The organism is Ollibium composti (assembly GCF_004801285.1).
GTDB classification, from domain to species: Bacteria; Pseudomonadota; Alphaproteobacteria; order Rhizobiales; family Rhizobiaceae; genus Mesorhizobium; species Mesorhizobium composti.
Genome location: NZ_SSNY01000003.1, coordinates 145,628 through 168,061, shown reverse-complemented (window position 1 = coordinate 168,061; position 22,434 = coordinate 145,628). Strand labels below are relative to the sequence as shown.

The following is a 22,434-nucleotide window of genomic DNA, read 5'->3' as shown; positions in this document are numbered from 1 at the left end:
ACCAGCGCCGGCCGAGAGAGCCCACAAGCCGGATCAGTAGCGCAGCACCTGACGCAGGAGCTGGCCGTTGCGTTCGACGGTGAAGCGCCACCAGCGGGTGTTCTGCGCGACGGCCTGTTCCAGCTTCTGGGCGCTGTCGATGGTCGCGCCGTTGACCTCGCGCACGATGTCGCCCGGCTGGAAGCCGAAATCGGCGGCCGGCGAATTGGGATCGACATCGACGACGGTGACGCCCTTCACGTCAGCGTTCATGCCGAGGCGCTGGGCAAGCCTGGGCGACAGGAGCGCCACTTTGGCGCCGGCGAAGGGGCTGCGGCCGCGCAGCACCACCTGCGTGGAAGCAGCGCCTTCGGGCGCGCGCTCCAGCGCAACGTCGACCGTCTTCTGCTCGCCCTTGGTGAGGATGCCCAGTTGCGCGGTGGCGCCGATCGGCTGCGTCGCCAGGCGGTAGCCCAGCGCGTCGACGTTCTCCAGCGCGGTGCCGTTGAAGGTGAGAACGACATCGCCCGGCTTCAAACCGGCCTTCTGCGAAGGACCGTTCGGCTCCACCGCCGAAACCAGCGCGCCATAGGGCTTGTCCATGCCGAGCGATTCGGCGATCTGCGGCGTCACGAGGTCGAAGGTGGCGCCGATATAGGGCCGCTCGAAGAAGTCACGGCCGGCCTTCGCCGCCTCGACGAAGGCGTGCACCATGTTGGAGGGAATGGCGAAGCCGATGCCGATGGAGCCGCCGCTGCGGCTGAAGATGGCGGTGTTGATGCCGATCAGCTGGCCCGCCATGTTGATGAGCGCGCCGCCGGAATTGCCGGGATTGATGGCTGCGTCGGTCTGGATGAAGAAGCCGGAATCGGAAATGCCGATGTGGGTGCGTGCCAGCGCCGAGACGATGCCGCTGGTGGTCGTCTGGCCGACGCCGAAGGGATTGCCGATGGCCAGCACCAGATCGCCGACCTGCAGCGCGTCGGAATCGCCGATGGGCACCGTCGGGAACGGCTTGTCCGATTCGATCTTGAGCACGGCGAGGTCGAGCGTCTCGTCCTTCAGGAGAATCTTGGAGGTGAATTCGCGGCCGTCGGAAGTCGCGACCTTGACCTCGTCGGCGCCCTTGATGACGTGGAAATTGGTGACGATGATGCCGCTCGGGTCGACCAGCACGCCGGAGCCCAGCGACGACTGGGCGCGCGGCTGCGAACGGCCGAAGAACTGCTCGAAGAATGGGTCGCCCTCGAAGGGCGAAACCACCTTGGCGGTCTGCGAGGCATAGACGTTGACCACGGCCGGCGCGGTCTGCTTGACCAGCGGAGCGAAGGAAAGCTGCACCTCCTCGCGCCCGAAGGGCACACGGCGGTCGGGGCCGGCGGTGGCGTCGTCGCCTTCGGCACCGTGCAGCAGGTCGGTCAGCACCTCGGTCAGGCCGGGTTCGTTGTTCTTGTCCTCAGCCACCGCGCGGCCGACCGTCAGCGCGGCAAAAGCCGCCATCAGGGCACAGGCGAGATAGAGCATCGGCCTTCTGGCGCGCATGAACGAATCCTCCAACGGTCCGGCGCCATTGTCGCGACGATTGTGCAAAATGAAAGGCCGCACAGAGCAATCTCTGTGCGGCCCCGCTAAGGAAGCGCCGGCCAGATAGGCCGACGTCCTGGGAAACCGGCTTACTGCGCGTCGGCGCGCTGCTCGGGCTGGAGCTTCAGCGCATCGGAGATGGTGTAGAACATGTCCGTCTGGTCGGTCAGGCCGGCGAAATTGGCGGCATGCGGACCGAAGGCGGCGACGCGGAGTTGCGCGCCGGTGTGTTCCTGGTCGTCCGCTTCCTCGGAGTTCCCGTAGGTCACCGTCATCACCGTGCCGTCCTTGGTGTTGAGCGCCTGGGTGAGGCCGGGCGCCTTCACGCCGTTCGGGATGATCTGGCTGGCGTGGGCGTGGTCGGCGGTAACGATGACCAGCGTCTTGCCGTTGGTCTTGGCGAACTCCAGTCCGACCTGCACGGCCTCGTCGAGATCGACCGTCTCGCCGATCTGGCCGCAGGGGTTGGCCGCGTGGTCCTGCTTGTCGATGGAGGCGCCCTCGACCTGCAGGAAGAAGCCCTTGTCGTTGGTTTTCAGCAGATCGATCGCCTTGTTGGTCATCGCCGCCAGCGTCGGCACCGAGGCGGCGCGCTCGGCGTTGGGCTCGCAGGTTATGGCCGGCTGGTCGATGTTGCCGTAGTGAGCGGCCTTGGGGCCCTTCCAGCGCACCGGCATGTTGCCTTCCGAGAACAGGCCGAGCACCGGCTTGTCCTGATTGGCCACCGTGACGGCGGCCAGTTCGTCCGCGTTCATCACGACGGCAAAGCCGCGCTCCCTGGCCTGGTCGAGCAGGGTCTTGTCCTTCCAGTCGCCGGCCCTGGCGACCTCGCCGAAGCTCTTGGCGCCGCCACCCAGCACGACGTCGGCGCGGGTGTTCAGGAGCTGTTCGGAGATGGAGCCGAGGCCGCCGTTCTCCAGCGCGTCGGCCGGGCATTTTTCCGCGGTGGCCTTCGGCCCGTAGCACTTGCGCTGCGCGACATGGGCGAGCAGCACGGCCGGCGTGGCATCCTGGATTTCGGCGGTGGAGACGTCGCCGGTGGCGAGCCCCGCCGCCTTGGCAAGCTCGATCAGCGTCTTGTGCGGCTTGCCGTGGACATCGACGCCGACGGCGCCGTTGTAGGTCTTCACGCCGGTTGCCCAAGCGGTGCCGGAAGCGGCCGAATCGGTGACGTAGCTCGGCTTGGCGGTTTCCTTGTCGAGCGCATAGTGGGTGTACTGGCCGGTGATCGGCAGGGCGTCGATGCCCTTGAAGAAGCCGCCGGCACCTTCGGCATAGTTGCGCGCCACGGTGATCTCGGAATCGCCCATGCCGTCGCCGATGAACAGGATGACGTTCTTCACCTCGCCGTCGTTGATCATGGCTTGCAAGGCAGCGGTGGCGTCGCCGTTAAGCCGGCGGGCGCCGCCGGGCTGGGTTATGTCGCCCTTGGCGGCGCGCTGGAGATAGGCGTCGGCAGCATCCTGCGCCTGGCTGGCGCCGGAGGCGAGTAAGGTCGCGGCGGCAACGGTGGCCAGCAGAGAAATGCGCGAATGTCTGGTCATGAGGATTTTCCTTCGAACGGGTTGGGGATCGCTCTTTGCTCTCCCCTTCTGTTCCAAACGCATGACCGTGCGATGACGATGCGATTAAAGGGCCATGACGATGCACAGCCGGCATCGGTGCAACGGGCGCAACGAAAAAGGGGCCCGAAGGCCCCTTGATCCGTTCTGTTAAAGACCGCGCCTGTCAGGCCGCGGCTTCCTCCGTGCCTTCCGCCTCGAGGCGGGCGCGGTCGACGGCGCCCTTGGCGGACGTGTCGCGGTCGACGAACTCGATGACGGCCATCGGGGCGTTGTCGCCCTGGCGGAAGCCGGCCTTCATGATGCGCAGGTAGCCGCCGTGACGCTCCGCATAACGCGGCGCGATGGTGTCGAACAGGCGCTTGACGACGCCCTCGTTGCCGATCTGGGCGATCACTTGGCGGCGGGCGTGCAGGTCGCCGCGCTTGCCGAGCGTCACCAGCTTCTCGACGATGGGACGCAGGTCCTTCGCCTTCGGCAGGGTGGTGACGATCTGCTCATGCTCGATGAGCGAGACGGCGAGGTTGGCGAACATCGCCTTCCGATGGCTCTGGCTGCGGGAGAAGCGGCGGCCCTGGAAACCGTGGCGCATGGGTCTTTTCCTTCTTCAATTGTTCAAGAGGCCACGGCCTCTGATGGTTTTCCACATGGCCGTCGGACCGGCGAACCGGTCCTTGGCACCATGTTCTATTTACTTCTATGCCGCATTTCCGGACGCAAAACCGCGTTGCACTTTTGCTGGAAATGCTTCTGTTCAGTACTGGTCTTCGTAACGCTTGGCGAGGTCTTCGATGTTCTCCGGCGGCCAGTCCGGCACTTCCATGCCGAGGTGCAGGCCCATTGCCGCGAGCACTTCCTTGATCTCGTTCAGCGACTTGCGGCCGAAGTTCGGGGTGCGCAGCATCTCCGCCTCGGTCTTCTGGATCAGGTCGCCGATGTAGACGATGTTGTCGTTCTTCAGGCAGTTGGCCGAACGAACCGACAGCTCCAGCTCGTCCACCTTCTTGAGCAGCGCCGGGTTGAAGGCGAGCTCGGTGACGGCCTCGGTGGCGACTTCCTTGTGCGGCTCCTCGAAGTTGACGAACAGGCCGAGCTGATCCTGCAGGATGCGGGCGGCGAAAGCCACCGCGTCCTCGCCCGAGATCGAACCGTCGGTCTCGATCGACATGGTCAGCTTGTCCTTGTCGAGTTCCTCGCCGTGGCGGGTGTTCTCGACCTTGTAGGACACCTTCTTGACCGGCGAATAGAGCGAGTCGACCGGGATCAGGCCGATCGGCGCGTCCTCGGCGCGGTTGCGCTCGGCCGGCACATAGCCCTTGCCGGTGTCGACGGTGAACTCCATGCGGATTTCCGCGCCCTCGTCCAGCGTGCAGATGACGTGGTCGGGGTTGAGGATCTCGACGTCGCCCACGGTCTGGATGTCGCCGGCGGTGACGGCGCCCGGACCCTGCTTGCGCACGACCATGCGCTTCGGCCCGTCGCCTTCCATCTTGATGGCGATTTCCTTGATGTTGAGGACGATGTCGGTGACGTCCTCACGCACGCCGGCGATGGAGGAGAACTCGTGCAGCACGCCGTCGATCTGGACGGCGGTGACGGCGGCACCGCGCAGCGACGACAGAAGCACGCGCCTGAGCGCGTTGCCGAGCGTCAGGCCGAAGCCGCGCTCGAGCGGTTCGGCGACCAGCGTGGTCAGCGTCTTGTTCTTGGAGGAGAACTCGATCTTGTTCGGCTTGATCAGGTCCTGCCAGTTTTTCTGGATCATGTTGCCTTCCTTCCGTTTCCCCGCCACCATCCAATCGTGGCGGGCGACCTGGAAACCGCAAAGGCGCCCGTTGTTCGCGGGCGCCGATACGGACCTTTATTCTTGTTAGACGCGCCGCTTCTTGCGCGGGCGGCAGCCATTGTGCGGGATCGGCGTCACGTCGCGGATCGAGGTGATCATGAAGCCGGCCGCCTGCAGCGCGCGCAGCGCCGATTCACGCCCCGAACCCGGACCGCAGACCTCGACCTCGAGGGTGCGCATGCCGTGTTCCTGCGCCTTCTTGGCGACGTCCTCGGCAGCCATCTGGGCGGCGAACGGAGTCGACTTGCGCGAACCCTTGAAACCCTGCGCACCGGCCGACGACCAGGCAATCGCATTGCCCTGCGCGTCGGAGATGGTGATCATGGTGTTGTTGAAGGTCGAATTGACGTGGGCGACGCCCGACGAAATGTTCTTGCGTTCGCGGCGGCGAACGCGGGTGGCTTCCTTGGCCATGTCTTTCCTTTCAGTCGATCTCTACGCCGCCGTAGTTCCAGCGGCTACACCTTGGGGAGAGGGAGTAAGGGAATAGGGCAATATGGGAATAGGGCGAACCCAAACCTATTGCCTTACTCCCCTATTCCCTTATTCCCCTAAATTACTTCTTCTTGCCCGCGATCGCCTTCGCCGGGCCCTTGCGGGTGCGGGCGTTGGTGTGCGTGCGCTGGCCGCGGACCGGCAGCGAGCGGCGGTGACGCAGGCCGCGGTAGCTGCCCAAATCCATCAGCCGCTTGATGTTCATCGAGACTTCGCGGCGCAAGTCACCTTCGACCTGGTAGTCGCGGTCGATGGTCTCGCGGATGGCGAGCACCTCGGCGTCGGTGAGCTGGTTGACGCGGCGCTCGGCGGGGATGCCGACCTTGTCGACGATCTCCTGGGCAAACTTCTTGCCGATGCCGTGAATGTACTGGAGCGCGATGACGACGCGCTTGTTGGTCGGGATGTTGACGCCGGCTATACGGGCCATTTTCTCTCTTCTCCATATGGGCCAGCAAAGCTGGCGCTATCCAAGATGTCCCGCGTCCGGTGGAGCCCGGCCCTTGCGGGGGTTCCAGTTCAAAGCCGTCTTGCCTCGTCCGTGCGGACAAGCAAGCCTCGTGCCTGATCGGGAGACGGGCCGCCATACGCCACGGCGGCCTCCCCGTCAAGGGCGGTCTTCGATTTTCAGGTCAGGCGCCGGCGAGAACGCCTTCGATCTGACGGGTCACCGCATCGATGTCAGCCATGCCGTCGACGCTCTTCAGGCTGCCCTTGGCGTAGTAGTAGCCGATGAGCGGGGCGGTCTTCTTGTAATATTCGCGCAGGCGTTCCTCGAACACCTCCGGATTGTCGTCCTTGCGCACCGGCTGCCCGGCCGCCTCGGCGTCCTTCGCCCGCTTCACGATCCGGCCGACGAGCGCCTTGTCGTCGACGACCAGTTCGACCACGGCGTCGAGCTTGAGGCCGCGCTCGGCCAACATCGCTTCCACCGCATCGGCCTGCGGCAGTGTGCGCGGATAGCCGTCGAGGATGAAGCCGCCCGCGCAATCGGGCTGGTCGATCCGCTCGGCGACGATGGCGTTGACGATGGCGTCCGACACCAGTTCGCCGGCATCCATCACCGCCTTGGCGCGCTTGCCGACCTCGGTGCCGTTCTTCACCGCCGCGCGCAGCATGTCGCCGGTGGAGAGTTGCGGCACACCGTTTCTCTCGACGATGCGCTGTGCCTGCGTCCCCTTGCCCGCTCCCGGCGGGCCAAGCAATATCAACCTCATCTGCCTCTCTTACCCCCGCGCAACTTCGACTTCTTGATCAGACCTTCGTACTGGTGCGCGATCAGGTGCCCCTGGATCTGCGCGACCGTATCGAGCGTTACACTGACGACGATCAGAAGCGAAGTGCCACCAAGGTAGAACGGTATCCCAGTTGCGGCGATCAGGTATTCGGGCAGCAGACAGACGGCGACCAGATAGATGGCGCCGACAACCGTGATGCGGGTGAGCACGTAGTCGATGTAGTCGGCCGTGCGCTCGCCCGGACGATAGCCGGGGATGAAGCCGGAATGCTTCTTGAGCTGGTCGGCCGTCTCCTTCGGATTGAACACGATGGCCGTGTAGAAGAAGGTGAAGAAGGCGATCATGCCGCCGTAGAAGAGCATGTAGAGCGGCTGGCCGTGGCCGAGCGCGGCCAGGATCGTGTTCGCCCAGCCCGGCATGTTGGTGGTGTTGGAGAAGCCGGCCAGCGTCGCCGGCAGGAGCAGCAGCGAAGACGCGAAGATCGGCGGGATGACGCCCGAGGTGTTGAGCTTCAGCGGCAAGTGCGAGGTGTCGCCCTGGAACATGCGGTTGCCGACCTGGCGCTTCGGATACTGGATCAGCAGCCGGCGCTGGGCGCGCTCGAAGAAGACGATCAGCGCCACGACGACGACGGCGAGCACGATGATGGCCAGGATCAAGCCGGTCGACAGCGAGCCGGTACGGCCCATCTCCAGTGTGGCGCCGAGCGCGCGCGGCATGCCGGCAATGATGCCTGCCATGATGATCAGCGACACGCCGTTGCCGATGCCGCGGGCGGTGACCTGCTCGCCGAGCCACATCAGGAACATGGTGCCGCCGGTCAGGCTGATGACCGTGGAAAGCTGGAAGAACAGGCCGGGATGGATGACCATGTTGTTGCCGCTCTGCAGGCCCACCGCAATGCCGTAGGACTGGACGATGGCGAGCAGCACGGTGCCGTAGCGGGTGTACTGGTTGATGATCTTGCGGCCCTGTTCGCCTTCCTTCTTCAAGGCTTCGAGCGAGGGAATGACCGAGGTCATCAACTGCATGATGATGGAGGCGGAAATGTAGGGCATGACGCCCAGCGCGAAGATCGCCATGCGCTCGACGGCGCCGCCGGCGAACATGTTGAACATGCCCAGCACGCCGCCGCTCTGCTGCTTGAAGGCCTGGGCGAAGGCTTCCGGGTTGATGCCCGGCAGCGGAATGTATGTGCCGAGCCGGTAGACCAGCATCGCGCCGAGCGTGAACCAGATACGCTTCTTGAGTTCCTCGGCCTTGGCGAAGGTGGCGAAATTCAGATTGGAAGCAAGTTGTTCAGCAGCCGAAGCCATGCCTGATTCTCCGCCGGGGCATCTCCGCTTCCTTCGAAGCGCGGAAACGCTCGCTTTTGTTTTCTCGCAATTCCGGGCGGAAAACCGGTTCCCGCTTGTCCTGAAATTGCTCTAGGTCTCGCTGCAAAGGCGCCCGATCAGGCGACGCGCGAAACCGAGATAAGCTCGCAGTCCCGAATATGCAAGCGGCCGCACTGACGCGGCCGCTCGTTTACGGGACGGATCGGGGCGCCAGGCGCCCTACCCCCGGCGCTTACTCGGCGGCCGCCTTCTCGGGCAGCTTGACGGAGCCGCCGGCCTTCTCGATCTTCTCGAGAGCGGCCTTGGAAGCGCCGGCAACGTCGAAGGCGACCTTGGCCTTCAGTTCGCCGTCGGAAAGGATGCGAACGCCGTCCTTGACGCGGCGGATGACGCCGGCCTTGACCAGCGCCTCGGCATTGACCGTTTCCTTGGCGTCGAGCTTCTTGGCGTCGATCGCGGCCTGGATGCGGGCCAGCGACACCGTCACGAAGTGCTTCGCGAAGATGTTGTTGAAGCCGCGCTTCGGCAGACGGCGGTAGAGCGGCATCTGGCCGCCCTCGAAGCCGTTGATGGCGACGCCGGAGCGGGACTTCTGGCCCTTGACGCCGCGGCCGCCGGTCTTGCCGGAGCCCGAGCCGATGCCACGGCCGAGACGTTTCTTGGAATGGGTCGCGCCTTCGTTGTCACGCAGATCGTTGAGTTTCATGGTCTTTCTCCTGCGCGCCTATCAGGCCTCGTCGACGACGCGGACGAGGTGCGAAACGGCGGCGATCATGCCGCGCACCGAAGGCGTGTCCTCCAGCGTGCGCCGCTTGTGCATCTTGTTCAGGCCGAGGCCGACCAGCGTGGCACGCTGTTCCTTCGGCCGGCGGATCGGCGAGCCGATCTGCTCGACGGTGATGGTCTTGGCAGCTTTCTTGGCCATTTTCGTGGTCCTTCCAGCTTACTCTTCAGCCGCAACGGCGGTGCCGCGGCGGGCCTGAAGGGTCGAATACTTGATGCCGCGCGCAGCAGCCACATCCTTGGGATGCATCTGGCTCTTGAGCGCGTCGAAGGTGGCGCGAACCATGTTGTAGGGGTTCGACGAGCCCATCGACTTGGCGACGACGTCGTGCATGCCGAGCGTCTCGAAGACGGCGCGCATCGGGCCACCGGCGATGATGCCGGTACCGGGCTTGGCGGCGCGCAGCAGCACCTTGCCGGCGCCCCAGCGGCCTTCCACGTCATGATGCAGCGTGCGGCCGGAACGCAGCGGCACGAAGATCATGTCGCGCTTGGCCGACTCGGTCGCCTTGCGGATGGCTTCCGGCACTTCGCGCGCCTTGCCGTGGCCGAAGCCGACGCGGCCCTTCTGGTCGCCGACGACGACGAGGGCGGCGAAGCCGAAGCGACGGCCACCCTTGACCACCTTGGCGACGCGGTTGATGTGAACGAGCTTGTCGACGATGCCGTCGTCGCGCTCCTCGCGGTCACGGCCACGATCGCGGCCGCGTTCCCTGGGTTCCTGTGCCATATCCTAGTCCTTGTTCTTTTCCGGTAGCACTGGCTGCTGAAATGCCGGCGCCCCGTTTTCGGGCCGCCGGCGGCGAAATCGCGCTTCCTGTGAACGATCCCGGCGCAAAAGTCAGCAACTTTTTTGCCGCAACCGTTGCAGAAGCGGTTTTAGAAGCTCAGGCCACCCTCGCGGGCCGCTTCGGCCAGCGCCTTGACGCGGCCGTGATAGATGTAGGCACCACGGTCGAACACGACCTCCTTGACGCCGGCCTTGACCGCGCGCTCGGCGACCAGCTTGCCGATCGCGGCGGCAGCGGCGCTGTCGGCGCCCGTCTTCTTACCGGCCTTGAAATCCTTCTCCAGTGTCGAGGCGGCGGCCAGCGTGTGGCCCTTCGCGTCGTCGATCACCTGGGCGTAGATGTTCTTGGAGGTGCGGTGCACCGAAAGACGCGGGCGGTCGCCGGCGACCTTCTTGATCTGGCGGCGGATGCGCTGCGCGCGCTTCTGGGTTGTGGCCTTGTCTGCCATGGTCTGTTCCTGCCTTCATAAACCGGGGTTTGCCGTGTGCGGTAGCCTGGCTCCCGCGACAATTCCCCGTGGCGTTGAGTTGTAGGGCAGTAGGTGGGTAAGGCAGTAGGGCAGTATGTTGCCCAAACTTATTGCCCTAATGCCCTACTGCCTTATTGCCCTAAATTACTTCTTCTTGCCTTCCTTGCGCACGATGCGCTCGCCGGCATAGCGCACGCCCTTGCCCTTGTAGGGCTCGGGGCCGCGATATTCGCGGATCTCGGCGGCGACCTGGCCAACCTGCTGCTTGTCGATGCCGACGACGCTGATCTCGGTCGGCTTCGGCGTCGAGATGGTGATGCCGGCCGGCGTCTTGTAGACGACGTCGTGCGAGAAGCCGAGCGCAAGCTGCAGGTCCTTGCCCTGCATGGCGGCGCGATAGCCGACGCCGGTGATCTCGAGCTTCTTTTCGAAGCCGTCCTTCACGCCGGTCAGGATGTTGACGATCTGCGTGCGCGACATGCCCCACTTGGAGCGCGCGTCCTTGGAATCGTCACGCGGCTGGACGGAGATGTTGCCGTCCTCCAGCTTCACCAGAACCTCGTCGTTGACGACGAACTTCAGCTCGCCCTTCGGCCCCTTGGCCGAGACGGTCTGGCCGTTCACCGAAGCGGTCACGCCCTGCGGCACCGCGACGGGTTTCTTTCCAATACGAGACATCTTCGTCTCCTCGCTTCTTACAGTTCGCTCTTCTAGATCAGACGATCTGGCAGAGCACTTCGCCGCCGACGTTCTGCTCGCGGGCTTCATGATCGGCCATCACGCCCTTCGGCGTCGAAAGGATGGCGATGCCGAGGCCGTTGGCGACGTGCGGGATGGACTTGGCCGAAACATAGACGCGGCGGCCGGGCTTGGAGACGCGGGAAATCTCGCGCACCACCGGATTGCCGTCGAAATACTTCAGCTCGATCTCGATCTCGGACTTGCCGTTGTCGAAATCGGTCTGGCTGTAGTCACGGATGTAGCCTTCCGCCTTCAGCACGTCGAGAACGCGGGCGCGCAGACGCGAGGCCGGGGTCGAAACGCTCGACTTCTTACGGCCGTAGGCGTTGCGGATGCGGGTCAGCATATCGCCGAGAGGATCGCTCAATGACATATCGTGTCCTCCTTACCAGCTCGACTTGACCAGGCCCGGAACCTGCCCGGTATTGCCCAGATCGCGAAGCGCGATACGCGACAGGCCGAGCTTGCGATAGTAGGCGCGCGGACGGCCGGTCACTTCGCAGCGGTTGCGGATGCGGATCTTGGCCGAGTTGCGCGGCAGCGCCGAAAGCTTCAACTGGGCACGGAAACGCTCGTCCATCGGCTTGGACTGATCCATGACGATGGCCTTGAGCGCCGCACGCTTGGCAGCGTACTGGGCGACGAGCTTGCGCCGCCGATTGTTCTTCTCAACTGAGCTGGTCTTTGCCATTTCAGATTTTTCCTTTGCTCGCTGCCGTTACTGGCGGAAGGGGAAGTTGAAGGCCTTGAGCAACGCCCTGGCCTCGTCGTCCGTCTTCGCAGTCGTACAAACGATGATGTCCATGCCCCAGATCTGATCGACCTTGTCATAGTTGATCTCCGGGAACACGATGTGCTCCTTGATGCCCATGGCGTAGTTGCCACGGCCGTCGAAGCTCTTCGGGTTCAGGCCGCGGAAGTCGCGAACGCGCGGCAGCGCGATGTTGACCAGGCGGTCGAGGAACTCGTACATGCGCTCGGCGCGCAGGGTCACCTTGGTGCCGATCGGCATGTTCTCGCGCACCTTGAAGGTGGCGATGGACTTGCGCGCGCGGGTCACCACGGCCTTCTGGCCGGCGATCTGCGACAGGTCCTCGGCGGCGACCGTAGGCTTCTTGGAATCGCCCGTCGCTTCGCCGACGCCCATGTTCAGCACGATCTTGTCGAGACGCGGGATCTGCATCTCGTTGTCGTACTTGAACTGCTCCTGCAGCGCCTTGCGGATGGTCTCGTTGTAGACCTTCTTCAGGCGCGGCGTGTTGTTGGCTTCTGCCTGCGCTGCCTTAGCCATTGATCGTTTCTCCCGAGCGCTTGGCGAAGCGCACCTTCTTGCCGTCCTTCTCGAACTTGAAGCCGACGCGGGTCGGCTTGCCGTCCTTGGGGTCGGCAACAGCAAGGTTCGAAAGATGGATCGGCGCTTCCTTGCGAATGAGGCCGCCTTCCTGCGACTGGGTCTGACGCTGGTGGCGGACCACGATGTTGATGCCGCGAACGATCGCGGTGTCTTCCTTCGGCTGCACGGACACGACTTCGCCGGAGCGGCCCTTGTCCTTGCCGGCAAGCACGACGACCTTGTCGCCCTTACGGATCTTCTGCATTTGTCCGGCTCCTTACAGCACTTCGGGGGCCAGCGAGATGATCTTCATGTGGTTCTTGGCGCGAAGCTCGCGCGGAACCGGGCCGAAGATACGCGTGCCCACCGGCTCTTTCTTGTTGTCGACGAGAACGGCCGCGTTCTTGTCGAAACGGATCACGCTGCCGTCGGGGCGGCGGATGTCCTTGGCGGTACGAACCACCACGGCCTTCATCACGTCGCCCTTCTTCACGCGGCCGCGCGGAATGGCTTCCTTGATCGACACCACGATGATGTCGCCGACGGAGGCATACTTCCGCTTCGAGCCGCCCAGCACCTTGATGCACATGACACGGCGCGCGCCGGAATTGTCGGCAACGTCCAGGTTAGTTTGCATCTGAATCATGACTGGCCGCCTTCTTCTTTTCTATCGGGACGGGCGCATCGCCCTTCCCCGGTCTGTCCAAAATTCGTTCGTTACGCCTGGGCCTGTTCGGCCTGCTCGGCGGTGACGACCACCCAGCGCTTGTCCTTCGAGATCGGCGCCGATTCCTGAATGAACACGATGTCGCCGACCTTGTGGGCGTTGTTCTCGTCGTGCGCCTTGTACTTCTTCGACATACGCACGGTCTTCTTCATCACCGGGTGGGTGAAGCGACGCTCGACCTTGACCACGACGGTCTTCTCGTTCTTGTCGCTGACGACGGTGCCCTGCAGGATGCGCTTCGGCATGGTCTTATCCTTAAGCCTTCTTGGCCGCTGCCTTCTCGGCAGCGATGGTCTTGATGCGGGCGATGTCCTTGCGGACCTGCTTGACGCGCGCGGTCTTCTCGAGCTGGCCGGTGGCCTTCTGGAAGCGCAGGTTGAACTGCTCCTTCTTGAGGGCCGCCAGATCGTCCGAGAGCTGGTCCTGCGTCTTCGAGCGGAGTTCTTCGACTTTCATCTTCGGCGTCCTTATTCGGCGATGCGCTGTACGAAGCGCGTGCGGACCGACAGCTTGGCGGCGCCGAGGCGCAGGGCCTCGCGGGCGATGTCTTCCGGCACGCCGTCGATCTCGAACATGATGCGGCCGGGCTTGACGCGGCAGGCCCAGTAATCGATCGCGCCCTTGCCCTTGCCCATGCGGACTTCGGTCGGCTTCGAGGTGACCGGAACGTCCGGGAACACCCGTATCCAGACACGGCCGGCACGCTTCATCTCACGCGTGATCGCGCGGCGGGCCGCCTCGATCTCGCGCGCGGTGACGCGGTTCGGCTCCAGCGCCTTCAGCCCGAAGCCGCCGAAATCCAGGTTGGTGCCGCCCTTGGCGGTACCGTGGATGCGGCCCTTGAACTGCTTGCGGAACTTTGTGCGCTTTGGCTGCAGCATCTTACTTGCTCCAAATTCTCTCTATGCTCAGGCGTTCTCGCGACGACGTGCGCCCGAACGCTCGCCGGCGTGATCGCCTTCGGTGGCACGACGCTCCGAAGCCATCGGGTCATGCTCGAGGATCTCGCCCTTGAACACCCAGACCTTGACGCCGCAGATGCCGTAGGCGGTGTGTGCCTCGGCCGTGCCGTAGTCGACATCAGCGCGCAGCGTGTGCAGCGGAACGCGCCCTTCGCGATACCACTCCATGCGCGCGATCTCGGCGCCGCCGAGACGGCCGGCGCAGTTGATGCGGATGCCTTCGGCACCCAGACGCATGGCCGACTGCACCGCGCGCTTCATGGCGCGGCGGAAGGCGATGCGGCGCTCAAGCTGCTGGGCGATCGACTGGGCGATCAGCGTGGCGTCGGTCTCCGGCTTGCGCACCTCGACGATGTTGAGGTGGGTCTCGGACTTCGTCATCTCGGTCAGCTTCTTGCGCAGCTTCTCGATGTCGGCGCCCTTCTTGCCGATGATCAGGCCCGGACGCGCGGCATGGATGGTGACGCGGCACTTCTTGTGCGGACGCTCGATGACGATCTTGGAGATCGCGGCCTGCTTGAGTTCCTTCTCAAGATACTCGCGGATCTTCAGGTCCTCGTGCAGCAGCGTGCCGTAGTCGCCGGTGTTGGCGTACCAGCGCGAATCCCAGGTGCGGTTGATGCCGAGGCGCAGCCCGATCGGATTGATTTTCTGGCCCATCAGGCGGCCTCCCCTTTTTCCTCGACTTCACGAACAACGATCGTGAGGTGCGAAAACGGCTTTTCGATACGGCTGGCGCGACCGCGGCCACGAGCGTGGAAGCGCTTCATGACGATCGACTTGCCGACATAGGCCTCGGCCACGACCAGCGCGTCGACGTCGAGGTCATGATTGTTCTCGGCGTTGGCGATCGCCGACTCCAGCGTCTTCTTGACGGTGCCGGAGATGCGCTTGCGCGAGAATTCGAGGTCGCTCAGCGCAGCCGCCACCTTCTTGCCGCGGATCATGGCGGCAACCAGGTTCAGCTTCTGCGGGCTGATGCGGATCGTGCGCAGGACCGCGCGCGCCTCATTGTCGGCGAGCTTGCGCGGTGCTTTGGCCTTGCCCATCGTTACTTCCTCTTTGCCTTCTTGTCCGCGCCGTGGCCGTAGTAGGTACGGGTCGGGGCGAACTCACCGAACTTGTGGCCGACCATGTCCTCGTTCACCGAGACCGGGACATGCTTCTGGCCGTTGTAGACGCCGAAGGTGAGGCCGACGAACTGCGGCAGGATGGTGGAGCGACGGCTCCACATCTTGATCACCTCGTTGCGGCCGCCTTCGCGGACCTTGTCTGCCTTCTTCAGCAGATAGCCGTCGACGAACGGGCCTTTCCAGACTGAACGAGTCACTTCAGCTACCTCTTCTTAGCTCTTGCGCGCGTGGCGCGAGCGCACGATGAACTTGTCGGTCGACTTGTTCGAGCGCGTCTTCTTGCCCTTGGTCGGCTTGCCCCACGGGGTGACCGGGTGGCGGCCGCCCGAGGTGCGGCCTTCGCCGCCGCCGTGCGGGTGGTCAACAGGGTTCATCACGACGCCGCGGTTGTGCGGGCGCTTGCCACGCCAGACGGTGCGGCCGGCCTTGCCGTCGTTGATGTTGCCGTGATCGGGGTTCGAGACGGCGCCGATGGTGGCGAAGCACGAACCGTGGACGATGCGCTGCTCACCCGAGTTGAGGCGCAGGATCGCCATGCCCTGGTCGCGGCCGACGAGCTGGGCGTAGGCGCCGGCCGAGCGGGCGACCTGGCCGCCCTTGCCCGGCTTCAGCTCGATGTTGTGGACGATGGTGCCGACCGGCATGGCCGACAGCGGCATCGCGTTGCCCGGTTTCACGTCGGCGGCCATGGAGGCCACAACCTTATCACCGGCCTGCAGGCGCTGCGGGGCAATGATGTAGTTCAGCTCGCCGTCCTCGTACTTGATCAGCGCGATGAAGGCGGTGCGGTTCGGGTCGTATTCGATACGCTCGACGGTGCCGACGACATCCAGCTTGCGGCGCTTGAAGTCGATGATGCGGTACGAACGCTTGTGACCACCGCCGATGAAGCGCGCCGTGATGCGACCGTAGTTGTTGCGGCCGCCCGACTTGGTCAGGCCCTCGGTCAGCCCCTTGACGGGCTTGCCCTTGTAGAGGTCCGAGCGGTCGACGATGACGAGCTGACGGGTGCTCGGCGTGATCGGGTTAAAATGTTTCAAAGCCATTTTCTTGTCCTCAGCGCCCTAGCTCAGAGACCGGTCGCGACGTCGATCGACTGGCCGTCGGCCAGCGTCACGACAGCCTTCTTGACGTCGCCCTGACGGCCGATCGTGCCGCGGAAGCGCTTGACCTTGCCCTTGCGCACCAGCGTGTTGACGGCGGTGACCTTGACACCGAACAGCGCTTCGACGGCCGCCTTGATCTCGGGCTTGGAAGCCTTCTTGGCGACGTTGAAGACCACCTGGTTCTGCTCGGACGCCATGGTCGACTTTTCGGTGATCGCCGGCGAGACGATCACATCGTAATGACGAAGGTCGGTCATTTGAAGCGCTCCTCGAGGGCCTCGATCGCCGCCTTGGAAAGGACCAGCGTGCCGCGGCGCAGGATGTCGTAGACGTTGATGCCCTGGATCGGCAGCACGTCGATGTTCGGAATGTTGGCAGCGGCCTTCTTGAAGCCCTGGTCCAGTTCGGCGCCGCCGATGAACAGAGCGTTGGTGAGGCCGAGCGTGGCGAAGTTGGCCGCCAGCGCCTTGGTCTTGGCTTCGGCCAGCTTCAGATCGTCGACAACGATGATCGAGGCAGCCTTGGCCTTGGCCGACAGCGCATGCTTGAGACCGAGAGCGCGGACCTTCTTGGGCAGATCGTGCTCATGGCTGCGCGCCACCGGGCCGTGCGCCTTGCCGCCGCCGCGGAACTGCGGAGCGCGCGCCGAATGGTGACGGGCGCGGCCGGTGCCCTTCTGCTTGTACATCTTTGCGCCGGTGCGGGCGATGTCCGCGCGACCCTTCGACTGGTGCGTGCCCTGCTGCTTCTTGGCAAGCTGCCAGCGCACGACGCGCTGCAGGATGTCCTCGCGCGGGTCGAGGCCGAAAATCTCGTCCGAGAGCTTGACCTTGCCGGCGTCCTTGCCGGCGAGCGTGGTGATCTTGATGTCCATTATTCCGCTCCTTCAGCGGCCGGAGCCTCGGTCTTGCCGGCCGCGCGGATGGCCGCGGGCTTCGGCGCGTTGGCCGGCAGCGGCACCTTGACGGCGTCGCGGACCAGGATCCAGGCGCCCTTGGTGCCGGGGACGGCGCCGCGGATCAGGATCAGGCCGCGGTCGGCGTCGGTGGAGACGACCTCGACGTTCTGCGTGGTGACGCGCACGTTGCCCATGTGGCCGGCCATCTTCTTGCCTTTGAACACCTTGCCGGGGTCCTGGCGCTGACCGGTCGAGCCGGCGATGCGGTGCGACAGCGAGTTACCGTGGGTGGCGCGACCGCCGCCGAAATTGTGGCGCTTCATGACGCCCTGGAAGCCCTTGCCGGTCGAAGTGCCGGTGACGTCGACTTTCTGGCCGGCGACGAAGTGATCGACGGTGATCTCGGCGCCGACGTCGAGCAGGTTCTCGGGGGAAACGCGGAACTCCGCGACCTTCGCCTTCGGCTCGACCGAGGCGGTGGCGAAATGGCCACGCATCGCCTTCGGCGTGTTCTTCACCTTGGCCAGGCCGACGCCGAGCTGGACGGCGGTGTAGCCGTTCTTCTCCTGCGTGCGCTGGGCCACGACCTGGCAGTTCTCCATGCGGAGAACGGTGACGGGAACGTGCTCGCCGGCATCGTTATAGATGCGGGTCATCCCGACCTTCTGTGCAATCACTCCTGAACGCATCGGTTCATCTTCCTTTAGAGCTTCCCGCCGGGCTCGAAGCCGCTGCAGGCGCTTGTTTTCCAGAGGAGCCGTCCGGGCTGGCCGTCGGGCTCATGTGTCCGCTCTTTAGAGCTTGATCTCGACGTCGACGCCGGCGGCAAGATCGAGCTTCATCAGCGCATCGACCGTCTGCGGGGTCGGGTCGACGATGTCGAGCAGGCGCTTGTGGGTACGCATCTCGAACTGCTCGCGGCTCTTCTTGTCGACGTGGGGCGAGCGGTTGACCGTGAACTTCTCGATCCGGGTCGGCAGCGGGATGGGGCCGCGCACGTTGGCGCCGGTGCGCTTGGCGGTCGACACGATCTCGCGCGTCGAGGCATCCAGCACGCGGTGATCGAACGCTTTAAGTCGGATGCGGATATTCTGACCGTTCATCTCGTCATTCCTTGTTCTGGCGCGGCGCGGGCGTTACCCCGCCCGCGACAGATCTCTTTTTTCTCTTACTCGACGATGGCGGCGACGATGCCGGAGCCGACGGTACGGCCGCCCTCGCGGATGGCGAAGCGCAGGCGGTCTTCCATGGCGATCGGCACGATCAGCTCGACGTCCACCGACACGTTGTCGCCGGGCATCACCATCTCGGTGCCCGCCGGCAGCGTCACGATGCCCGTCACGTCCGTCGTGCGGAAGTAGAACTGCGGACGGTAGTTGGTGAAGAACGGCGTGTGACGGCCACCCTCCTCCTTCGTCAGGATGTACACTTCCGCCTTGAACTTCTTGTGCGGCTTCACGGTGCCCGGCTTGGCCAGAACCTGGCCGCGCTCGACGCCGTCACGGTCGACGCCGCGCAGCAGCGCGCCGATGTTGTCACCCGCCTGGCCCTGGTCGAGCAGCTTGCGGAACATCTCAACGCCCGTGCAGGTCGTCTTCGAGGTCGGGCGGATGCCGACGATCTCAAGCTCCTCGCCGACCTTGACCACACCGCGCTCGACGCGGCCCGTCACCACCGTGCCGCGGCCCGAGATCGAGAACACGTCCTCGATCGGCATCAGGAACGGCTTGTCGACCGGACGCTCAGGCGTCGGGATGTAGGCGTCGACCTCTTCCATCAGCTTGCGGATGGCGTTCTCGCCGATCTCCTTGTTGCTGTCCTCAAGGGCGGCAACCGCCGAGCCCTTGACGATCGGAATGTCGTCGCCGGGGAACTCGTACTTCGACAGAAGCTCGCGAACCTCCAGCTCGACCAGCTCCAGCAGCTCCGGGTCGTCGACAAGGTCGACCTTGTTCATGAACACGACGATCGCCGGAACGCCGACCTGGCGGGCGAGCAGGATGTGCTCGCGCGTCTGCGGCATCGGGCCGTCGGCGGCCGAAACGACCAGGATCGCGCCGTCCATCTGCGCCGCACCCGTGATCATGTTCTTCACGTAGTCGGCGTGGCCGGGGCAGTCGACGTGCGCATAGTGGCGAGCCGGCGTCTCGTATTCGACGTGCGCCGTCGAGATCGTGATGCCGCGCGCCTTCTCTTCCGGCGCCGCGTCAATCTGGTCGTACGGCTTGTAGTCGCCGAAATACTTCGTGATCGCCGCCGTCAACGACGTCTTGCCATGGTCAACGTGACCAATCGTGCCAATGTTCACATGAGGCTTATTACGCTCGAATTTACCTTTTGCCATGTGAGCTCTCCATTCCTGCTTGCCCGTTCGGGCGTTCAATTAAGTTACCGACGCAATCCCAAACCGTTTCCGGGGGTTACGCGTATTTCTTCTGGACTTCCTGGGCGACCGCGGTCGGCACCGGCTCGTAGTGGTCGAACTGCATCGTGTACTGGGCGCGGCCCTGCGACATCGAACGCAGCGAGTCGACGTACTTGAACATGTTGGCCAGCGGCACCATGGCGTTGACGACCACGGCGACGCCGCGGCTCTCCTGGCCCTGGATCTGGCCGCGACGGCTGTTCAGGTCGCCGATGACGTTGCCGACGTAGTCTTCAGGCGTCACCACCTCGACCTTCATGATCGGCTCGAGCAACTGCACGCCAAGCTTCGGAGCGGCTTCCTTGAAGCACGCACGCGAGGCGATTTCGAAGGCCAGGACCGAGGAGTCGACGTCGTGGAAGGCACCGTCGATCAGCGTCGCCTTGACGCCGATCATCGGGAAGCCGGCGAACGGGCCGGAACCCATGACGCTGTCGATGCCCTTCTGCACGCCGGGGATGTATTCCTTCGGCACGGCGCCGCCGACGATCTTGGACTCGAACACGAACTCTTCGCTCTCGGTGTTCGGCTCGAAGACGATCTTGACGCGGGCGAACTGGCCCGTGCCGCCGGTCTGCTTCTTGTGCGTGTAGTCCTGCTCGTGCGTGCGGGTGATCGTCTCGCGATAGGCCACCTGCGGCGCGCCGACATTGGCCTCGACCTTGAACTCGCGGCGCATGCGGTCGACGATGATGTCGAGGTGAAGTTCACCCATGCCGGCGATGATGGTTTGGCCCGATTCCTCGTCGGTCTTGACGCGGAAGGACGGATCTTCGGCCGCCAGGCGATGCAGGGCGAGGCCCATCTTCTCCTGGTCGCCCTTGGTCTTCGGCTCGATGGCGATCTGGATGACCGGATCGGGGAACTCCATGCGCTCCAGGATGACCGGATGCAGCGGATCGCACAGCGTATCGCCGGTGGTGGTCTCCTTGAGGCCGGCCAGCGCCACGATGTCGCCGGCGAAGGCTTCCTCGATGTCGGTACGCGAGTTCGAGTGCATCTGCAGCATGCGGCCGATGCGCTCCTTCTTGCCCTTCACCGTGTTGTCGAGCGACACGCCCTTGGTGAGCTTGCCCGAATAGATGCGCGCGAAGGTGAGCGAACCGACGAACGGGTCGTTCATGATCTTGAACGCCAGCATCGACAGCGGCTCGTTGTCGTCCGCGTGACGCTCGATCTCGGCGTTGGTCTTGGCATCGACGCCCTTGATGGCGGGGACTTCGTCCGGCGCCGGCAGGAAGTCGACGACGGCGTCGAGCAACGGCTGCACGCCCTTGTTCTTGAAGGCGGAGCCGCAGAACACCGGGTGGAACTTGACGTCGATGGTGCCCTTGCGGATCAGATCGCGGAGCTGATCGTTGGAGGGCATGGTGCCTTCCAGGTAGGCGTTCATCGCATCGTCGTCCATCTCGACGGCGGTCTCGATGAGCTTCTCACGGTATTCCTCGGCCTTGGCCTTGAGGTCGGCCGGGATCTCGACGACGTCCCAGGCAGCGCCCAGCGACTCGTCGCGCCAGACCAGCGCGTTCATCTCGATGAGGTCGACGACGCCCTTGAAATCGCTTTCGGCGCCGATCGGCAGCTGCATGGCGAGCGGAATCGCGCCCAGACGGGACTTGATCATCTCGAGGCAGCGGTAGAAGTCCGCGCCGATCTTGTCCATCTTGTTGCAGAAGATCATGCGCGGCACATGATACTTCTCGGCCTGGCGCCAGACAGTCTCGGTCTGCGGCTCGACGCCGGCGTTGGAATCGAGCAGCGCGATGGCGCCGTCGAGAACGCGCAGCGAACGCTCCACCTCGATGGTGAAGTCGACGTGGCCGGGGGTGTCGATGATGTTGAAGCGGCGGTTCTTGCCGTCGCGGCCCTTCCACGAGGTGGTGGTGGCAGCGGACGTGATGGTGATGCCGCGCTCCTGCTCCTGCTCCATCCAGTCCATGGTCGAGGCGCCGTCGTGCGTCTCGCCCATCTTGTGGTTCTTGCCCGTGTAATAAAGGATACGCTCGGTCGTCGTCGTCTTGCCGGCATCGATGTGGGCCATGATGCCGAAGTTACGGTAGTCGTGGATGGGATATTCGCGGGCCATGGGAGGTGCCTCTTCAGTCTTCTTTCGCGCTTACCAGCGGTAGTGCGCGAAGGCGCGGTTGGCTTCCGCCATCTTGTGGGTGTCTTCACGCTTCTTCACGGCGGTGCCGCGGTTGTTGGCCGCGTCGAGCAACTCACCGGAGAGGCGGTCGACCATGGTGGTCTCGTTGCGGTTGCGGGCGGCGGCGATCAGCCAGCGGATGGCCAGCGCCTGACGACGCTCGGGGCGCACGTCGACCGGAACCTGGTAGGTGGCGCCGCCGACGCGACGCGAACGCACTTCCACATGCGGCGCGACGTTGTCGAGCGCCTGATGGAAGACGGTGACCGGCTCCTGCTTGGTCTTGGCCTGAACCTGGTCGAGCGCGCCGTAGACGATCGTCTCGGCAACGGACTTCTTGCCGTCGTACATGACGGCGTTCATGAACTTGGTGACGACGAGATCGCCGAACTTCGGGTCCGGGTTGATCTCACGCTTGTCTGCACTGTGACGACGGGACATGTCTTAGTCTCTCTTGTCTCTCTGGCCCGACGCACAAACAAAAAGCGCCGAAGCCGGGAAAACCCTTACTTCGGACGCTTGGCACCGTATTTGGAACGGCGCTGCTTGCGGTTTTTGACGCCCTGGGTGTCGAGCACGCCGCGAATGATGTGATAGCGCACGCCCGGAAGGTCCTTGACGCGACCGCCGCGGATCATCACCACCGAGTGCTCCTGAAGGTTATGGCCCTCGCCCGGAATGTAGCCGATCACCTCGAAGCCATTGGTCAGGCGGATCTTGGCGACCTTGCGCAGGGCCGAGTTCGGCTTCTTCGGCGTCGTCGTATAGACGCGCGTGCAGACGCCCCGCTTCTGCGGGTTCTGCTGCATGGCCGGGACCTTGTTGCGCGTCGCCGGCGCCTGGCGCGGCTTGCGGATCAGCTGGTTAACGGTAGGCATT

Annotated in this window: 33 protein-coding genes; all 33 read right to left on the bottom strand. The window is 64.3% G+C overall.

Annotation, left to right across the window (positions count from 1 at the left end):
* Positions 1-33: 33 nt before the first annotated feature.
* On the bottom strand, positions 34-1,521 hold the full coding sequence (locus E6C48_RS06700) for a DegQ family serine endoprotease (RefSeq protein ID WP_136355356.1): 1,488 nt from the start codon (positions 1,519-1,521) through the stop codon (positions 34-36).
* Between the two features lie 131 nt (positions 1,522-1,652).
* Positions 1,653-3,107 (bottom strand): alkaline phosphatase, encoded by a 1,455-nt coding sequence (gene phoA, locus E6C48_RS06695; RefSeq protein WP_136355354.1) that lies wholly within the window; start codon positions 3,105-3,107, stop codon positions 1,653-1,655.
* Positions 3,108-3,291: 184 nt separating this feature from the next.
* Positions 3,292-3,717 carry a 50S ribosomal protein L17 gene (rplQ, locus tag E6C48_RS06690; RefSeq protein WP_136355353.1) on the bottom strand — a complete coding sequence of 142 codons (426 nt, stop codon included), beginning with the start codon at positions 3,715-3,717 and terminating at the stop codon, positions 3,292-3,294.
* A gap of 162 nt (positions 3,718-3,879) precedes the next feature.
* A complete protein-coding gene (locus E6C48_RS06685; protein ID WP_136355351.1) occupies positions 3,880-4,890 on the bottom strand; it encodes a DNA-directed RNA polymerase subunit alpha in 1,011 nt (336 codons plus the stop codon).
* 105 nt (positions 4,891-4,995) lie between these two features.
* Complete coding sequence (gene rpsK, locus E6C48_RS06680; RefSeq protein ID WP_136355348.1) at positions 4,996-5,385, bottom strand: 30S ribosomal protein S11; 390 nt, start codon at positions 5,383-5,385, stop codon at positions 4,996-4,998.
* Positions 5,386-5,527: 142 nt separating this feature from the next.
* Positions 5,528-5,896, bottom strand: a complete 369-nt coding sequence (gene rpsM / locus E6C48_RS06675; protein WP_136355345.1) for a 30S ribosomal protein S13 — start codon at positions 5,894-5,896, stop codon at positions 5,528-5,530.
* A 202-nt stretch (positions 5,897-6,098) separates the two neighbouring features.
* Positions 6,099-6,683 carry an adenylate kinase gene (locus E6C48_RS06670; protein ID WP_136355343.1) on the bottom strand — a complete coding sequence of 195 codons (585 nt, stop codon included), beginning with the start codon at positions 6,681-6,683 and terminating at the stop codon, positions 6,099-6,101.
* A complete protein-coding gene (gene secY / locus E6C48_RS06665) occupies positions 6,680-8,020 on the bottom strand; it encodes a preprotein translocase subunit SecY (RefSeq protein WP_136355341.1) in 1,341 nt (446 codons plus the stop codon). Before secY ends, E6C48_RS06670 begins: the two co-directional genes overlap by 4 nt.
* 253 nt (positions 8,021-8,273) lie before the next feature.
* Positions 8,274-8,747 (bottom strand): 50S ribosomal protein L15, encoded by a 474-nt coding sequence (gene rplO / locus E6C48_RS06660; protein ID WP_136355339.1) that lies wholly within the window; start codon positions 8,745-8,747, stop codon positions 8,274-8,276.
* A gap of 21 nt (positions 8,748-8,768) precedes the next feature.
* Positions 8,769-8,966: a 50S ribosomal protein L30 gene (gene rpmD / locus E6C48_RS06655; RefSeq protein ID WP_136355337.1), complete on the bottom strand. Its 198-nt coding sequence runs from the start codon at positions 8,964-8,966 to the stop codon at positions 8,769-8,771.
* Between the two features lie 18 nt (positions 8,967-8,984).
* Entirely contained in the window at positions 8,985-9,554 is a 570-nt protein-coding gene (rpsE, locus tag E6C48_RS06650; protein ID WP_136355335.1) for a 30S ribosomal protein S5, read from the bottom strand.
* A gap of 149 nt (positions 9,555-9,703) precedes the next feature.
* Positions 9,704-10,063, bottom strand: a complete 360-nt coding sequence (gene rplR / locus E6C48_RS06645) for a 50S ribosomal protein L18 (protein ID WP_136355333.1) — start codon at positions 10,061-10,063, stop codon at positions 9,704-9,706.
* 165 nt (positions 10,064-10,228) lie between these two features.
* Positions 10,229-10,762 (bottom strand): 50S ribosomal protein L6, encoded by a 534-nt coding sequence (gene rplF / locus E6C48_RS06640; RefSeq protein ID WP_136355331.1) that lies wholly within the window; start codon positions 10,760-10,762, stop codon positions 10,229-10,231.
* A 37-nt stretch (positions 10,763-10,799) separates the two neighbouring features.
* On the bottom strand, positions 10,800-11,198 hold the full coding sequence (rpsH, locus tag E6C48_RS06635; RefSeq protein ID WP_136355329.1) for a 30S ribosomal protein S8: 399 nt from the start codon (positions 11,196-11,198) through the stop codon (positions 10,800-10,802).
* A gap of 12 nt (positions 11,199-11,210) precedes the next feature.
* Positions 11,211-11,516: a 30S ribosomal protein S14 gene (rpsN, locus tag E6C48_RS06630; protein WP_136355327.1), complete on the bottom strand. Its 306-nt coding sequence runs from the start codon at positions 11,514-11,516 to the stop codon at positions 11,211-11,213.
* A gap of 27 nt (positions 11,517-11,543) precedes the next feature.
* Entirely contained in the window at positions 11,544-12,116 is a 573-nt protein-coding gene (gene rplE / locus E6C48_RS06625; protein WP_136355325.1) for a 50S ribosomal protein L5, read from the bottom strand.
* Positions 12,109-12,423, bottom strand: coding sequence for a 50S ribosomal protein L24 (gene rplX / locus E6C48_RS06620; RefSeq protein ID WP_136355323.1), 315 nt, complete (start codon positions 12,421-12,423; stop codon positions 12,109-12,111). Before rplX ends, rplE begins: the two co-directional genes overlap by 8 nt.
* A gap of 12 nt (positions 12,424-12,435) precedes the next feature.
* Positions 12,436-12,804 carry a 50S ribosomal protein L14 gene (gene rplN, locus E6C48_RS06615; RefSeq protein WP_024924768.1) on the bottom strand — a complete coding sequence of 123 codons (369 nt, stop codon included), beginning with the start codon at positions 12,802-12,804 and terminating at the stop codon, positions 12,436-12,438.
* A gap of 71 nt (positions 12,805-12,875) precedes the next feature.
* The gene (gene rpsQ, locus E6C48_RS06610) at positions 12,876-13,130 is read right to left on the bottom strand and encodes a 30S ribosomal protein S17 (RefSeq protein WP_136355321.1); all 255 of its coding nucleotides are present in this window, start codon (positions 13,128-13,130) and stop codon (positions 12,876-12,878) included.
* A gap of 10 nt (positions 13,131-13,140) precedes the next feature.
* Positions 13,141-13,341: a 50S ribosomal protein L29 gene (rpmC, locus tag E6C48_RS06605; protein WP_136355319.1), complete on the bottom strand. Its 201-nt coding sequence runs from the start codon at positions 13,339-13,341 to the stop codon at positions 13,141-13,143.
* Positions 13,342-13,352: 11 nt separating this feature from the next.
* On the bottom strand, positions 13,353-13,766 hold the full coding sequence (gene rplP, locus E6C48_RS06600; RefSeq protein ID WP_136355317.1) for a 50S ribosomal protein L16: 414 nt from the start codon (positions 13,764-13,766) through the stop codon (positions 13,353-13,355).
* 27 nt (positions 13,767-13,793) lie between these two features.
* Positions 13,794-14,507 carry a 30S ribosomal protein S3 gene (rpsC, locus tag E6C48_RS06595; RefSeq protein ID WP_136355315.1) on the bottom strand — a complete coding sequence of 238 codons (714 nt, stop codon included), beginning with the start codon at positions 14,505-14,507 and terminating at the stop codon, positions 13,794-13,796.
* Entirely contained in the window at positions 14,507-14,896 is a 390-nt protein-coding gene (gene rplV / locus E6C48_RS06590) for a 50S ribosomal protein L22 (RefSeq protein WP_136355313.1), read from the bottom strand. Before rplV ends, rpsC begins: the two co-directional genes overlap by 1 nt.
* 2 nt (positions 14,897-14,898) lie before the next feature.
* A complete protein-coding gene (gene rpsS / locus E6C48_RS06585; RefSeq protein WP_136355311.1) occupies positions 14,899-15,177 on the bottom strand; it encodes a 30S ribosomal protein S19 in 279 nt (92 codons plus the stop codon).
* 15 nt (positions 15,178-15,192) lie between these two features.
* Positions 15,193-16,026: a 50S ribosomal protein L2 gene (gene rplB, locus E6C48_RS06580; RefSeq protein WP_136355309.1), complete on the bottom strand. Its 834-nt coding sequence runs from the start codon at positions 16,024-16,026 to the stop codon at positions 15,193-15,195.
* A 23-nt stretch (positions 16,027-16,049) separates the two neighbouring features.
* Entirely contained in the window at positions 16,050-16,343 is a 294-nt protein-coding gene (locus E6C48_RS06575) for a 50S ribosomal protein L23 (RefSeq protein WP_136355307.1), read from the bottom strand.
* Positions 16,340-16,960, bottom strand: coding sequence for a 50S ribosomal protein L4 (gene rplD / locus E6C48_RS06570; protein WP_136355305.1), 621 nt, complete (start codon positions 16,958-16,960; stop codon positions 16,340-16,342). The genes E6C48_RS06575 and rplD overlap by 4 nt, the downstream gene beginning before the upstream one ends.
* On the bottom strand, positions 16,960-17,673 hold the full coding sequence (rplC, locus tag E6C48_RS06565) for a 50S ribosomal protein L3 (protein ID WP_136355303.1): 714 nt from the start codon (positions 17,671-17,673) through the stop codon (positions 16,960-16,962). The genes rplD and rplC overlap by 1 nt, the downstream gene beginning before the upstream one ends.
* A gap of 105 nt (positions 17,674-17,778) precedes the next feature.
* Positions 17,779-18,087 (bottom strand): 30S ribosomal protein S10, encoded by a 309-nt coding sequence (rpsJ, locus tag E6C48_RS06560; RefSeq protein WP_006205468.1) that lies wholly within the window; start codon positions 18,085-18,087, stop codon positions 17,779-17,781.
* 65 nt (positions 18,088-18,152) lie between these two features.
* Entirely contained in the window at positions 18,153-19,328 is a 1,176-nt protein-coding gene (tuf, locus tag E6C48_RS06555) for an elongation factor Tu (RefSeq protein ID WP_136355268.1), read from the bottom strand.
* 76 nt (positions 19,329-19,404) lie between these two features.
* Positions 19,405-21,495 (bottom strand): elongation factor G, encoded by a 2,091-nt coding sequence (gene fusA / locus E6C48_RS06550; RefSeq protein WP_136355301.1) that lies wholly within the window; start codon positions 21,493-21,495, stop codon positions 19,405-19,407.
* 30 nt (positions 21,496-21,525) lie between these two features.
* On the bottom strand, positions 21,526-21,996 hold the full coding sequence (rpsG, locus tag E6C48_RS06545; RefSeq protein ID WP_136355299.1) for a 30S ribosomal protein S7: 471 nt from the start codon (positions 21,994-21,996) through the stop codon (positions 21,526-21,528).
* Between the two features lie 65 nt (positions 21,997-22,061).
* Entirely contained in the window at positions 22,062-22,433 is a 372-nt protein-coding gene (gene rpsL, locus E6C48_RS06540) for a 30S ribosomal protein S12 (protein ID WP_106775706.1), read from the bottom strand.
* Between the last annotated feature and the right edge of the window lies 1 nt (position 22,434).